Annotated in this window: 15 protein-coding genes and 3 pseudogenes; 8 read left to right on the forward strand and 10 right to left on the reverse strand. The window is 53.4% G+C overall.

The annotated features are described in order from the left end of the window. Positions 1-16: 16 nt before the first annotated feature. Positions 17-1,429 (reverse strand): aminotransferase, encoded by a 1,413-nt coding sequence (locus ACR0BK_RS18485; protein ID WP_480555859.1) that lies wholly within the window; start codon positions 1,427-1,429, stop codon positions 17-19. A 193-nt stretch (positions 1,430-1,622) separates the two neighbouring features. Between ACR0BK_RS18485 and ACR0BK_RS18490 the strand changes: the two genes are divergently transcribed. Then, entirely contained in the window at positions 1,623-2,228 is a 606-nt protein-coding gene (locus ACR0BK_RS18490) for a TetR/AcrR family transcriptional regulator (RefSeq protein WP_480555860.1), read from the forward strand. Between the two features lie 88 nt (positions 2,229-2,316). On the opposite strand, the gene ACR0BK_RS18495 is transcribed toward ACR0BK_RS18490, so the two are convergent. Beyond that, positions 2,317-2,994, reverse strand: a complete 678-nt coding sequence (locus ACR0BK_RS18495) for an ankyrin repeat domain-containing protein (RefSeq protein WP_480555861.1) — start codon at positions 2,992-2,994, stop codon at positions 2,317-2,319. A 154-nt stretch (positions 2,995-3,148) separates the two neighbouring features. Between ACR0BK_RS18495 and ACR0BK_RS18500 the strand changes: the two genes are divergently transcribed. After that, the gene (locus ACR0BK_RS18500; protein WP_480555862.1) at positions 3,149-3,400 is read left to right on the forward strand and encodes a WGR domain-containing protein; all 252 of its coding nucleotides are present in this window, start codon (positions 3,149-3,151) and stop codon (positions 3,398-3,400) included. Positions 3,401-4,019: 619 nt separating this feature from the next. Here ACR0BK_RS18500 and ACR0BK_RS18505 read toward each other — a convergent pair. Beyond that, positions 4,020-4,204 (reverse strand): annotated as a pseudogene (locus tag ACR0BK_RS18505) (DDE-type integrase/transposase/recombinase); the annotation flags it as partial. Between the two features lie 297 nt (positions 4,205-4,501). Between ACR0BK_RS18505 and ACR0BK_RS18510 the strand changes: the two are divergent. Continuing rightward, on the forward strand, positions 4,502-5,710 hold the full coding sequence (locus ACR0BK_RS18510; protein ID WP_480555871.1) for an IS110 family RNA-guided transposase: 1,209 nt from the start codon (positions 4,502-4,504) through the stop codon (positions 5,708-5,710). Positions 5,711-5,729: 19 nt separating this feature from the next. Here the strand turns inward: ACR0BK_RS18510 and ACR0BK_RS18515 are convergent. From ACR0BK_RS18515 to ACR0BK_RS18535, 5 genes and pseudogenes are all read right to left on the reverse strand, one after another. Then, positions 5,730-6,262 (reverse strand): annotated as a pseudogene (locus tag ACR0BK_RS18515) (IS6 family transposase); the annotation flags it as partial. A 241-nt stretch (positions 6,263-6,503) separates the two neighbouring features. After that, positions 6,504-6,995 carry a VOC family protein gene (locus ACR0BK_RS18520; RefSeq protein WP_480555863.1) on the reverse strand — a complete coding sequence of 164 codons (492 nt, stop codon included), beginning with the start codon at positions 6,993-6,995 and terminating at the stop codon, positions 6,504-6,506. Between the two features lie 9 nt (positions 6,996-7,004). After that, on the reverse strand, positions 7,005-7,355 hold the full coding sequence (locus tag ACR0BK_RS18525) for a nuclear transport factor 2 family protein (protein ID WP_480474642.1): 351 nt from the start codon (positions 7,353-7,355) through the stop codon (positions 7,005-7,007). 30 nt (positions 7,356-7,385) lie between these two features. Next, positions 7,386-7,694, reverse strand: coding sequence for a putative quinol monooxygenase (locus tag ACR0BK_RS18530; protein WP_480474640.1), 309 nt, complete (start codon positions 7,692-7,694; stop codon positions 7,386-7,388). A gap of 77 nt (positions 7,695-7,771) precedes the next feature. Beyond that, the gene (locus tag ACR0BK_RS18535; RefSeq protein WP_480555864.1) at positions 7,772-8,629 is read right to left on the reverse strand and encodes a helix-turn-helix domain-containing protein; all 858 of its coding nucleotides are present in this window, start codon (positions 8,627-8,629) and stop codon (positions 7,772-7,774) included. Between the two features lie 99 nt (positions 8,630-8,728). Here ACR0BK_RS18535 and ACR0BK_RS18540 point away from each other — a divergent pair, with 99 nt between their 5' ends. From ACR0BK_RS18540 to ACR0BK_RS18560, 5 genes and pseudogenes are all read left to right on the forward strand, one after another. After that, entirely contained in the window at positions 8,729-9,310 is a 582-nt protein-coding gene (locus ACR0BK_RS18540) for a TetR/AcrR family transcriptional regulator (RefSeq protein ID WP_480555865.1), read from the forward strand. Positions 9,311-9,417: 107 nt separating this feature from the next. Further along, complete coding sequence (locus ACR0BK_RS18545) at positions 9,418-9,963, forward strand: thioredoxin family protein (RefSeq protein WP_480555866.1); 546 nt, start codon at positions 9,418-9,420, stop codon at positions 9,961-9,963. Between the two features lie 17 nt (positions 9,964-9,980). Continuing rightward, positions 9,981-10,661: a glutathione S-transferase family protein gene (locus tag ACR0BK_RS18550; protein WP_480555867.1), complete on the forward strand. Its 681-nt coding sequence runs from the start codon at positions 9,981-9,983 to the stop codon at positions 10,659-10,661. Positions 10,662-10,920: 259 nt separating this feature from the next. Further along, positions 10,921-11,153: pseudogene (locus ACR0BK_RS18555) on the forward strand (IS6 family transposase); the annotation flags it as partial. A gap of 35 nt (positions 11,154-11,188) precedes the next feature. Continuing rightward, positions 11,189-11,335: a hypothetical protein gene (locus ACR0BK_RS18560; RefSeq protein WP_480555868.1), complete on the forward strand. Its 147-nt coding sequence runs from the start codon at positions 11,189-11,191 to the stop codon at positions 11,333-11,335. 390 nt (positions 11,336-11,725) lie between these two features. Here the strand turns inward: ACR0BK_RS18560 and ACR0BK_RS18565 are convergent, their stop codons facing one another. Both ACR0BK_RS18565 and ACR0BK_RS18570 read right to left on the reverse strand, forming a co-directional pair. Continuing rightward, on the reverse strand, positions 11,726-12,490 hold the full coding sequence (locus tag ACR0BK_RS18565) for a hypothetical protein (protein WP_480555869.1): 765 nt from the start codon (positions 12,488-12,490) through the stop codon (positions 11,726-11,728). Further along, positions 12,480-12,827: a hypothetical protein gene (locus ACR0BK_RS18570; RefSeq protein WP_480521435.1), complete on the reverse strand. Its 348-nt coding sequence runs from the start codon at positions 12,825-12,827 to the stop codon at positions 12,480-12,482. Before ACR0BK_RS18570 ends, ACR0BK_RS18565 begins: the two co-directional genes overlap by 11 nt. Positions 12,828-13,654: the final 827 nt, after the last annotated feature.

Here is a 13,654-nt window from a genome sequence, read left to right on the forward strand (position 1 = left end):
TCTTGCGGTGCGGGCCTCAGGCCCGCTCCCGTTCCAGTTCGAGCCCCTGACCCAGCAATTCCAGAGTGGCGTGTTCGACACCTTCGGTAAGCATGTCGAACATGTCGTCGATCTGCGCTTCAGTGATCACCAGTGGCGGCGAGAAAATCGCCATATTGCCATAGGGGCGGACCATCAGGCCTAGCTCCTGGCAGCGGGCGTCAATGACGGCACCAATGCTCGCATCAATCTCGGCATTGGCCTTACCATCGCGCGTCAGCGAGCATTCAAGGCAGCCCACCAACCCCATTCCACGCACATCCACAATCATCGGCAGTTCCAACATTTGACTCAGGCGCTTCTGGAAATGCGGGGTCACGCTGCGGACGTGCTCCAGAATGCCGTCGCGCTCAAAGATCTCGATGTTTTTGAGACCGGCGGCGGCGCAAACCGGGTGTCCGGAATAAGTGTAGCCGCTGGTGAAATAGACGTCCTTGGAGATATCACCTTCGATGTCCTTGAACAGACGGTCAGAGAAGATTGCGGCCCCCATCGGTGCATAGCCTGAAGTCAACCCCTTGGCGCATGTGATTATATCCGGAGTGACACCGAAGAGTTTCTCGGACGCGAACCAGTGGCCAAGTCTGCCAAAGCCGGTGACGACCTCGTCTGAAATGTAAAGGACGTCATGTTTGCGACATACCTCCAGGCAGCGTTTGTGGTAGCCTGTGGGCGGTACGATCACGCCGCCGGAGCCCAGCACCGGTTCGGCGATGAAGGCGGCGACGTTATCCGCGCCCAGATCCAGGATGGCATTTTCCAGATCTGCGACTTTTTCATCGAGGAAGGCTTCAATGCTTACGCCTTTCGGTCGGCGGAAGGCGTTCACGTCCGGCAGGAAATGAGGAATAACCTTATCGGTGTCGAACCACTGGCGCTCACTCGGCTTGCCGCTGAGTGACGCAGTCAGATAGGTGCCGCCGTGATAGGCATGCGCCCGGGTAATGATGCGCTTCTTGGACGGATTGCCCAGTAGATTATTGCGGAAGTGGACAAAGCGGATAGCGGTGTCTACTGCCGTTGAGCCGCCAGTTGTGAAATAGACCCGGTTCAGGTCGCCCGGCGCACGCTCGGCAATGGCGTGGGCGAATTCTGCGCTCACCGATGTTGCCTCGCTGAAGGGCGAACAATAGGCCATCTTGCGGGCCTGTGCAGCCATTGCATCGGCAATTTCAGCGTTGCCATAGCCAAGCTGCATACACCACATGCCGCCAGGACCGTCGATCACCTTGTTCCCATGCTCGTCGTATACATAGATGCCTTCGGCATATTCGCTGAACGTCCTGTCGGTTTTTCCGTCGCCCTGGACTTCCAGCCCTTCCCACGGATGGAAGTAATTTTCCTTGTCCCAGGTTTTAAAGTTTTTGAAGTCGTTTCTAAGTTTGGTCATCACGGCCCTCTGTCCGGAGTTGTTGTTTCTTTATGAATGAACGTACATACATTGAAAGTAAATGAATGACCGTTCATTGTCGATGGAAATTTGTTTCGATATTGGGCAAGGTGTTCTAAAGACGCTAACCCGGCCGGGATAAGAAAAGGGCAGGCAAATGACAAGTATTGGAGATACAAGAAAAAAGCGGAAGATGGACAAAGATCTGCACCGTGAAGTGCTGCTTGAAGCTGCTGCCAATGTGATCCTGCGTCATGGGGTGAGCGGCGCGACAATCAGCAGAATCCAAGAGGAATCCGGGCTCTCCCGCGGCATGATTAACCTGCACTTCCAGTCAAAGGACAATCTGATTCGCGAACTCGCGATACACATGACGCGGGAATACAATGAGGCCTGGCAGGGCTTCACCAGCCAGGCACCGGAAGAAGTTAGCACTCCGGAAGATGCCGCCGCCCGTCTGCAGGCGCTATTCGCGACGGATTTTTCAGAAGCAGTGCTGAACAAGCGCAGCGTACGACTGACCTTCGCCTTCCGCGCTGAACCTGATCTCCAGGCAATTGGATCAGGTTACATCGAAACTCGTGGAACTGATTTGCATGATCATGTGCGCGGCTGCTGCAAGGTGCTCTGCGAGGCTTGCGGAACTCAAGGTGATCCTGAAAAAGTGGCCATGGCAATCATGTCTTTACTGGAAGGGTTGTGGACCGATTTTCACGCCCATCCCGATGAGTTCTGCAGGGAAAATGCGGTGGATATCTGCCAAACTACCGCTCGTGCTTTCTTCCCAGGTTACTTCTGAGCGTTAACCAAGACCTGAGGTTTGGCTTATCCAAGCTGCCATCAGCGCCTTTCACGTAATTTCACTGCTTCAGCCTGCTGGACTGGTCTCAGTCATCTTTTCTTAGCCGTTCTGCCATCTCAGAAAATCCGCGTAATTCGGCGTGTTCGAGTGGTGTAGTTCCGTTTCGATCGGCAAGCGATCGGTCAGCGCCCGCTGCCAACAAAGCATCCAGAACCGCAAGATGGTCTGGGCCGCCGTCGCCAAGCACAACGGCTTCGACAACTGCGGTCCAATGCAGATTGTTCACATGGTCCAGAGGCGCGCCAGCGGCGATCAGCCGTCTGACAATCTCGACATGACCGAGATGCGCGGCTGCAATCAGTGCCGTTCCTTCATAAGGGCTGGTCGTTAGTCCGGGATCGTTTCCCAACTCGATTGCGAGCGTCATCAGTTCTGGATCATTTGCAACGGCCGCAATTGTGATCACGTCGTAGGCCTGACCTTCCAGCGCGTTCATGTCAGCTCCGGCCTCAGCCATCGCACGCAACGCCTCATCCTCAGAAGCAAAGGCGGCAACATGGGCTGGTGTTCTCCCTCGCGAATCCCGCGCGTTGACGTTTGCTCCCGCCTTCACAAGTTGCCGGATCATTTCTACGTTGCCGGTGTGAGCGGCCGCGAAGAGACCGTTGTAATCCGCGATCTCTCCAGCCGAAGGTGGCGTCTGCGCCATGCCCGCGTTGGCGGCAAGACCTGTCACGAACGCAAACAGTAAAAGACGAAACATGGCTAATCCTTTTATTCATATACTGGCCAGGAGGGTTTGATAAGAAAAGCGAGTGTGTTCGATTTCCTATTCAATTCAGGATCAGAATCCTAACCTACGAATTGTTGTTGTAAAGTCATTGGACAGACGTGCTGTAGCGAAGGATAGTGGCTGTATGGAGCTGTCGGCAACTACACTTGTCCACCTGATCCATGTGGATTCAGAATTCATCATGGCGCGGTTCCATGAGATTGAACTTCAACCTACGCTGTTTGGGGAGGTGTCTGTCTTTCGTACCTGGGGGCGTATCGGCACAAATGGGCAAGCCATGATGGTGACGTACGAAGACGAAGCCCAGGCTGCTGAAGCGCTCCAGAAACTCAAAAAGCAAAAGCACCGACGAGGCTACGTCCCGGTCGGTGCGTGACTTCAGGTTGCAATCTGTTTTCGTAGCATATCCCGAGCCTATCGCCTCGTGAGCGGGCTCTAGGTTCCAGCCGACCTATCGGCTTCCACCCAGAACACCCCGGCATAATCTCCCTGATCCAATAGCCCCTGACCCGTCTCATGCGAGCCGGGGCAGGGGCTTTGGGTCATGGTCGCTCCATGCCGTGGTGATCTGCCCTCCGGGAGACGATCCCTTTTGCGCTCCCGCAGGATCGAAGAACCTATGGCTTCTTTTGTTGGTCAGGCGGGATTTGGACAAGCCAAACGCCCCCGACGTCAGGGGGAAGGCGCGGCCTCCCCCCTCGGACAAGACAAATAGACAAGACCGTGTCCTCGCGTGTTGCGCTGCGGGCCGCACCACTCTTGTCGATTTGTCATGTCTCGCCCCTCTCTGCGTTCGCCACGGGGCAGGTTTTAGAGACGACGCCCTTTCAGGGCTCGGCTCAAAACCAGCACCAAAAGGGGATCAACCCCGAAGGCCACACCACAAAGGAGAAACAGATTTGAACCTTGAGACGACAAAAGACTTCGCAAATGACACGAGCCTGGATGTGTCGCGAACTTTTAGAATGGCCAAAGTATCGACTTACCGGACGCATTCATCCTGCGATATCGGCAAATTGCCGAAAGCCAGATGTCGTAGTGTTGGGGAATTGCTGCATTCGGATCATGTTCGCACCTCAATACCGTCCAGAGTAGCCGAAGCGGATCTGAACGATTTAAACCCGCACATGTGCCGCACGCGTCTCTTGATGAACCGGTGATCCTGCTCGACGATGTTGTTATCCGGCATGAATGGGCGTGACGCTCCGATCAGAGGTTTTGAAAGACTCGAGGTGGGTTAGAATTGATCCACCGGTATTGGGGCGTTGGGAGCACGAATGGCGGGCAGGCCGAAGTATCTGATGCGCTGTGAGCTCGAGTTGTTGTCTGGCCACCCCTTCGACTTGCCCGCCGCTACTGGTGCTTGAACCGGTGGCGCAATTCGTTAGCGGCCGCTGCGAGCGCGGATCCGTAGTTGTCGTGTAGCCCGCTGGCTCCCTTGGTTACTCACCTTGGAAAGGAGCCCGCTACGAAAATCATTGCGCTTGATGTGCATCGCACCTTTGCTCAGGTGGCGATTTTGGAGAATGGTAAGATCGGGGACGCAGGTCGCCTCGAGCTTGAGCGAGAACACATCCTGAAATTTGCAGAACGACTAAATGTCGAGGATGAGATCGTCCTGGAAGCGACGGTCAACACAAAGGCCATCGTGCGGCTACTGTCCCCATTTGTGAGACGTGTTATCATCTCAAACCCGCTGCTCGTTCGCGCCATCGCCTGGGCCAAAGTCAAGAACGACAAGATCGATGCAAGTGTTCTGGCGAAGCTTCACGCCAGTTGCTTTCTGCCAGAAGTCTGGATGCCGGATGTAGAAACGGAACGGCTGCGTCGGGTCGTTGCTGAGCGGGCGCAGCTGGTTTCTCAGATGACCCGTCTCAAGAATAGAACCCATTCGGTGCTGCAAGCCAATCTGATCCCGCAGTACAATGCATCTCTTTTTACAAAGCGTGGGAGAAAATGGCTGGAGGAACAACCCGTCGCGCAAGACCAGAGACGCGTCATCCTCCGTCATGCTGGCGAACTGGATCGTCTCTGTTGCGAACTCAAACAGATCGATGAAGACCTGGCACAGACAGCACTTCAGGAGCCGCGCGCAAAACAGTTGATGGCAATTACCGGCGTAAACATGATCGTTGCTCTGAGAGTTCTGGCCGCTATTGGCGATATCGGGCGCTTCTCGTCTCCGGAGAAACTCGTCAGTTATTTCGGCCTCAATCCCCGGGTTCGCCAATCGGGTGACAAAGCTGCGTATCACGGCCGCATCACAAAACAGGGCCGGTCCCATGCGCGAGCGATGCTGGTTGAAGCGGCTTGGTCGGTCTCTCGTACGCCCGGACCGCTCAGAGCCTTCTTTCGAAGGGTCAGAGAAAAGCGTGGCAGTCTGATCGCAGCGGTGGCGACTGCGCGGAAGCTGACAGTGGTCATCTGGCACATGCTATCCAGGGGCGAAGAATACGTCTGGAGTCGTCCAGCTCTCCTAGACTGGAAGCTCCGAAAGCTGGAACCGACGGCTGGCTACCTCTTTCACCGCGGTGGAAGAACGAAAGGCTCAGCTGCCGACTACAGCCTCAAATCAGTGTGCGATCAGGAGAGAGAAGCTGTCGGTCACGCGGAAGAGGTTTACCGGCGTTTCGTAATAAAGTGGAAACAGAAATCTCCGATGGCAAAGCCCGTCGCACCTCAGTAGCTCACCCAAAGAAAAGGGGGCGGTGCCTCAAAAAGTTCTTGTCAAATACATCCGTCAAGTACTTTCGCCTCACCATCTCAATTGGGAACAGGCAGCCAAGGCTTTGCAACATCTTGTTGATGGCCTTGAGGCCCGCGGTGTTGTCACCGTTCTTGTCGATGACAATCTTGATCAGGATTCCATTTGAAGACAGCGCTTTCGCAAAGAACTTGGCGGCAGCTGGACGGTTCTTGCGCTCGGACAGCATGAAATCAAGGGTATTCTCTGCCTTGTCGACGGCCCTGTAAAGGTACATCCAATTGACGCGAAAACGAATATAGGTCTCGTCCATGCACCAGGAGCTCAGCGTTGGGCGTTTCTTCGATTGCGCTCTTGCTGCGATCATCGTGAATATTTCACAACCCACCTGTTGAGAGTGGCATGGTCCACCTGAACGCCGCGTTCTACCAGGATTTCCTCTAAGTCCCGATACGACACCGTGTATCGCAGATAGAAGTACACAGCATACAAAACTGCATCCTTGGGGAAATGACAGCCCTTCAATGAGATTATGCTAAAAAAAACCTATTCGAAAACTATTCGACGAGTACAAACCTCAGATCACGCATGCACGTCACCTAAACCCCAGAGTTTGCGACACATCCCCGAAACGAGCACATGGAAGGCGCAGAATTCAACAGATCATTTTTGTCAATGCTTCGAATACCCCACCATTCCGCATTTCTTCCAGTTAAGCATCTCAGATTACATACCAAAAGAGCCCACCCGCTGGGCAGGCTCTCTTGCTTTAGCGTTAGTCCTGCCCCCAGTGCGCGACTGAAGCAGGATCAAACCACTGTCCGCCAGCACTGGGAAAGTTCTCCGGGTTTATTTCCGGCAGTGGTTCTTCGCTGTTCGAGTTGAAATTCAGTTCGATCTGAACTCCGTTCGGATCGTACATGAACATCTGCACCAGTGTCAGCGAAGGAATGCGCCGTTCCCGGTAGTCTACACCAAGACGCTGACAGCGTTCGCGCATTTCCTGAAAACCATGCACAGAGAATGCAAGATGGTCGATGCAGCCAGTCCCTTCCGGTGCTGATCCATCATTGTTCAATGCCGCGTCACCGGTATAGAGGTGGATCGGCACTTCTCCAACCGAAGTGTTGAGTTTCAGCCAAAACCCAGGAAACTCGAATGGCGGACGAGGAGCTTCTTCCATACCAAGAACTTCGGTATAGAAACGCATTGTCGCATTAGGCTTCTGGGTCTTGATCGAAATATGGAACACGCCTGTGACTTGCATCGGAACACCTCAGATCCCTGTGCGGATCAACGGCGCATAAGCCGTTTGAACGCGGATCATTCCGTCCTGGAAGACAAATGTATCAACGCCCGATGTCACGTTATGAGTGGGCGACTTCGCGCTCCACTCGATATAAAGCGTGTCCTGTTCGTAAATCTCCTTGTGCAGGCCCCATTCCGCCTCTGGCAGGTGGGCCAGCAACTTTGTGAAGAACTCGTGAATCTCCGCCTTTCCCTTGTAGACGCGTTCGCCGGTCACGACCACGGACTCATCGGTATAGTCGGCGACGATTCCGTCGACATCGCGCCCACCAAGGGTTTCCAGGTGGTGCATGAAGATCTCTTTCGGTGTACGAGACATCTGTAGTTTCCTCCCTTTTTTCGCTTACGTTCAGAGGCTTGAGTTGACCGGATCCAAATTGAGCGTGTGCAGTTCGAACCCATCGACCAGGTCGTCCATGACCGCTTTGAACCCTTCGAGATGCGGCGTTTCCATATGTGCTTCCCAAAGAGGTTTGCTGGCCCATTGCTCGGTGAAGACATAAGTCAAACGGTCGTCCGAAACGTTCATCTCATATCGGATGCAACCTTCTTCGGCCCGGGTCGGTGCGACCAGGTCGACCAGAAGATGGTACAACTCATCCGCTTTTTCCGGCTTTGCCTTGACGATGGCGATGACGACGAGAACATCGTTGCTCATTCGTATTTCTCCTTAAGAGCCAATGTTGAGTTCTCAAGGCTAATAAAGTTGAGATGGGCAGTCTTTAGCTGTTTGCGTCAGAGATTTGCCATTTTGCTGCGATATTGGCTGGGTGACATACCGTGTTGCGCCGAAAACGAGCGCGAAAACTGTGCTTGACTGGAATAACCCAACTCGTCACTGATTTCGGCGCAGGTTTTTTTGGAAACCAATAACAGACGCTCCGCTTCTTTCAGCGTCCGAGCCCTGATCATATCGGCCGGAGAACAGCCAGCCCGCTTCTGTACAATCCGCAAAAGCCTGCTTCGACTGACGGACAACGTATTCGCATAATCCTGCACACCCCATCGCAAGTGGTGTTTACGTTCCAGAAGCGTCAGGAAAGCGCCAAACAGATCCGGCCTAGTCTGCCTTCTTTGAGCGGCTGGCTTTCGCATATTCTGTTCAGAGGCCACACAATCAAGAAACAGCCGCCATTGCTGCTGCTGTAACGGTTGACGGCGTTGCGCGCGGCTCTCATCCTCCTCCGTGATCCAGTTCATCAGCGACAGCAGATGCCCGCGCAGACGTCGCGGTAAGGCAAGGGCGAAAACCTCGTTGTCCGAAAGAACGGGCATGTGAAACCCGAGATGCAAAGGGACGCGGGCCACAAACCCATCGAGTTCCCGGCGGTCAGTCCAGCCATGCACAACACCGGGCGGCAACGTTAGAACCGTACCGGGGTCAAGCTGGTGATCTGTGCCCTCAATGGAACAGGTTCCGCCACCATCGCTCAGAAGAAACAGTTCAAAATAATCATGCCTGTGAAGTTCATTCGGCCGATAGTGTGCATCCCGGAAGGCCGCTGCCAGCCTCTGCGCCAGCGGACGCGTCGCAAAATGGCTTGCTGCATGCGCCTTCAGCTTGTGCAGCGGAATGATGTCTGGCCTAGTCATGCAACACCTCCCTTCAAAGATTTCCCGCCAATATACTATTGATTGTACCGATCAGTCAAAATATTGTCGGATAAGCGCTACTGTTCCGGAGTCCGCTCAATGCCCTGGCAGAAAAATTTCGACGAAGAACAAGCCGTGGACAAAGCAACCGCTCTGTTTTGGAAACACGGTTATGACGCGACATCGATTTCCGACCTTGTTGAAGGCACGGGTATCAACAAAGGCAGCCTTTACAATGCGTTTGGCGGCAAGAGAGAGCTGTTCTTGCGGGCTCTGCTTAAATACGACCGCCAAAACAGGCGCGCAGGGCTGACGCGCCTGTCGGTGGAAAACACCCCTCGCAATGCTATTATTGCGCTAATGGATGGCACTGTGAAAGATACGCTCGCCGACACCCAGAAACGCGGTTGCTTTCTGGTGAATACGCTTGTCGAACTTCCGACTCATGGGGATGACGTGCGCAATGTGGTGATGAACGGCCTGCATGACCTCGAAGATTTCTTTTTACAGAATTTACGGGCGGGGCAAGTGACAGGTGAAATATCGTCTGGGGTCGACGCCGAGGCCGCGTCCAAAGCGCTGATGGGTGCCGTGCTGGCCATGCGAGTTATGGGCCGAGGCGATTTCACCCAGGAAACACTGCAAGCCGTCGCAGATCAGGCAAAACGTTTGCTCGACTGATCATCGGGAACTTGATTTGACTGATCGTTTTAGACTTTACTTGTTTATACCGATCGTTCTAAAACTGCGAAAACCTGTTCCACTCCAGCATAAGGAGCATTTCCGCGATGCTACTTGATACCCCCGTCTGTGAATTCGGTTGGAAAGCTCCAGCCTTTACCCTGCCGGACCCCCAGGGGAAATTACACAGCCTTTCCGATCATCTGACCCCCAAAGGGCTTCTGGTCGCATTCATTTGCAACCATTGCCCCTATGTACAAGCCATTGCCAAACGACTTGCCGAGGACACATCCGTGCTGATGGATAACGGGATCGGTGTTTTGGCCGTGATGTCGAATGATTTCAGCTATGCCCCCTCAGACGCCCCCCCCATGATGACGAAATTCGCAGCACATTTCGGGTTCCGCTTTCCCTATCTGGTCGACGAGGATCAAAGTGTCGCCAAAGCATATGATGCGGTCTGCACTCCTGATTTCTTTGGCTTCAACGGCAAGGGCGAACTGCAATATCGCGGTCGGATTGACAGCGCGATGATGGGTGATCCGACTGGTCGCAACCCCGAACTTTTGGATGCCATGCTGATGATCGCCAGGACCGGACAAGGACCACGCCGGCAAACGCCCAGCATGGGTTGCTCAATCAAGTGGCGATGACAGGCTAAGGACGGAAAATGATTGATCTTTATACTTGGGCAACTCCAAACGGCTGGAAAATCTCCTGCACCCTCGAAGAACTCGACCTGCCCTACCAGGTCCACCCGATCGACATCACGACCGGCATTCAAAAAGAGCCGGACTTTGTCGCGATCAATCCCAATGGTCGCATCCCTGCGATTGTCGACAACGACAATGGTGGTTTCCAGATTTTCGAATCCGGAGCGATTATGGTTTATCTGGCCGAAAAGGCCGGAAAACTGATGCCGACCGACGTAAAGGGACGTTCAGAAGTGCTGCAGTGGCTGATGTTCCAGGTTGGCGGGTTGGGGCCAATGCAGGGTCAGGCGAATGTTTTCTACCGCTACTTCCCCGAGAAGGTACCAGTGGCGATCAAGCGTTATCAGGATGAAACCCGTCGGCTGCTGGAAATTCTCGACAAGAGACTGGTAGATAACGAGTATCTGGCAGGAGAATTCTCCATCGCCGATATCGCTCATTGGAGCTGGGCGCGCATACATGACTGGGCTGGCGTTCGCGCGGACGACCTGGACAATCTGCAACGCTGGATTTCAGCCATTGCTGTGCGCGAAGGATGTTCCAAAGGTGTTCAGGTCCCGCATGCCACACAATATCATTTGCCTGACAGCGTCAAAGAAGAAACCCTCACTGCGACACGGTCAATTTTTGCAAAGTGACGACAAAGTACACCGGACTGCCATTTGGCGTTCGGCCTGGTCTCTGATCCAACCAAGTGCTTTGCCCCCTGAAAACTGGATCGTTTGAAATCGGAGTTTTCTACTATTGTCACAGTGCGCAAATTTCCTGGACGCGGACATATTCAAGGCGTGACCGTCGTCAGAGTTTTTCGAGGATCTGTTGCGGACTCATTTGCTGTTGACGAGGTTAGATGCTGCGGATGAATGACTTTCGATAAAATCAGTTGAAAGTTAGTCCATGATTTCCTTCAAGGGCGCGCAATATCCAAAGGATGTGATCCTGTTCGCGGTGTTTTCTACGTCCGACACGGCGTATCATACCGGGATCCGGAAGAAATCATGGCCGAGCGCGGTGTTTCAGTGGACCACACCACGCTAAACCGATGGGAAACACGGTATTCTGGTGCAATCGCTGAGGCAGCACGTCGCCGCAAAGGGCCATGTGATCGTTCGTGGAGAATGGACGGAACTCTGAGTAATTGAACAGCAGCTCTCTTGGCCGGTGCATGATGGCATCGGAACAGCAATGGGAGAGCAAGATGGAACAGTGTTTTGTTGGACTGGGTGTCTCGAAAGCCGAGACGTCGATTTGTATCTTCGACGAGAATGGTGTCCTTTATCTTCGGTTAGGGAAATCACGGACCCGGATGTGAAATATGCGGCATTGCGCGACTACGTCGATACCATCCGTTGCGACGAGCATGAGACCGGCCGAATGGCGAACTGGCTATACACTGAGTTGGCGAATCGGGGGTTGCCGTCGCGTATGCCGGGTTTAACCTTCGTCTGCTATGCGGGAAAAGCGTCATTCGCCCACTGATCCGATAAGCTCAGGATATGCGGTCTCCGGTTGAGGCCTTAAACAAACAGCTCGTCGAACCCTCCGTCCGGACAACTTCGTAGCCATCATTTAAAAGCACACTGTCCGGCGGACCACATGCTACCACAGCAGCAAGTGCAACTGCGCCGAATGCAATTCTGAGTGTAATTGTCATGTTGCTTTCCTTATTTTGTTATCGGTCACAGCAAATCTTGGTCCAAAGTTACTGGACGATGTCGAGCTCTACGAATGATTGCGAGACGACCCGCCTGAGAGCTGACTGACAGTACGCGCGCACATTCGACTTTTCGGCCGGGGTTAATCGTTCCCAAGTACCTCCTGCAAGCTGGATTGGTAGCTTTTCAACACCCATTAACGGCCTTCCTTGCTTGGTCAGTTCACCCGTTTTTGCATTCAGCAATACAGGGGTTATGCCAATAGCGCAGTGATTGGGTCCGCTTCCGTCGCTACCGTTTACTTCAAGTATTGACCGAGAACTGTAACGTCGCGGATCATCAATTATGATGTAGGCCATACCTCCTGCAGCAGCGGCAGCCGCAATACTGACCGAACTGAGCAACACATCCTGTCCGGGTGTGTACTGTTGTCCATACTGATCAAGAGGCGTTTGTTGCAAAACGATCAAAGCGTCGGCAGCTCTGGCCACGGCGCTATTTTCGTCGCGCGTGACAGCAACCGAGGCCCCGGTGCGCCCAAGGATTTCATTGGAAATCTGTCCTGTTCCGGCTGCGGCGTCCCATCCCAATCGAGACATTGAAACTTCAAGCTCTGCCATGTTTGGGCGATATACAGATAGCAGGTTGTCATTTACCCGCGGGATTACGGCGATCGATTGATATTTTGATTTCGCACCGGCTGGAACTCCAACCTGAGATGCGGCACATGCTGACAACGTCACAACCAAACACAGCAAAATTGCTTTTGAATGGTAGGCGATCAAGTTCGAAGGATTCCGGTCACAGCGCATTGGCGATGCTCCTGTCTCCGGCAAATTTTCTTGCGATCCCGCTGACGCATTTGCTGGACAAGTCGGCGATCATTTTGTCAGAAGGCCAAGCATACGTGCGAGAAACACAAACGTCCGAATAGGCGCGTGTCGTGCCGCCTACAGACACCTTAAGCGCGGCGTCTATTGTCACGTCCCAATGGGTTGCAGTTGCGGGCGTGCTGAGTGCAAACCGTTCCACAACACCAGACACTTTTGTCTGCCCGCCGGTCACGCTATGCCCAGCTGCCGATAACTCAGACTTGATTGCCTCTGTGAACAATGCCTCCGGCGGAGGGTTTAACGTCACATAGCCCATTGTGACGCCTCCGACGGTTGTCCGTTCACCAATTCTGCCGGGTAGTACTCCGACGCCTCGTACCATTGTGAATGGTTGAACATTTAAGGCGCGCGGTGAGACTGAAGAAAGGACTCCGCCTCCGCTGGATGCGCTTTGCAGCGAAGCATTTGCAGTGGTATCTTGAACGCCCGCGCATGACGCCAATCCGATCAGCGCTGTAAGTGTAGCCAGATACCTCGAAATCAATTTCAACAGTCCCATCGCTTCTCCTCCCCAAAAGGCAAAATCTGGAGAAACAAAGATATTACATTTACTGAATGTGACTTTGATTTAAATCATTGAGCTCGTGTGTACATGATTTGACGATCGACCGCCTTGGGCTCGAACCGGACATTCGGGTTATGGCTGACGGTGCTGACAGTGCAGACGGAAACTGCGGGTTGGTTTTCATGATGGGGTAAGATTCGGCTTCAGGAAGCGCCAGAATGAGAACGCTTTGATAGCTATTCTTTGCTCTTTGGCGTAGCACCGTTGTAGCACCGGGTTCGGCAGGGCCAAACGCAGGAATCGCCCTGTTGGACGCTAGTGTATTGTTTTTATGTAGGTAATTTTGGTTGCGGGAGTAGGATTTGGCCTTTATCGAACATCAATTAGGCACATCCCTAACAAACCAATTTGAAGTAGATTTCTGGACGCACAGATTTACTGCTTTAGACGCTTGACCAATTTGGGCATATTTTGTTGAAAAACTCGGGCTTGATCGGTTGGTAAGTTGCTGATTCAATTCTTCCTAAAGGGAGGGATCAGCCATGATGGGACCGAGACAGGAAGCGCAAGCGTCGCTG

The organism is Ruegeria sp. AF1 (genome assembly GCF_056542125.1).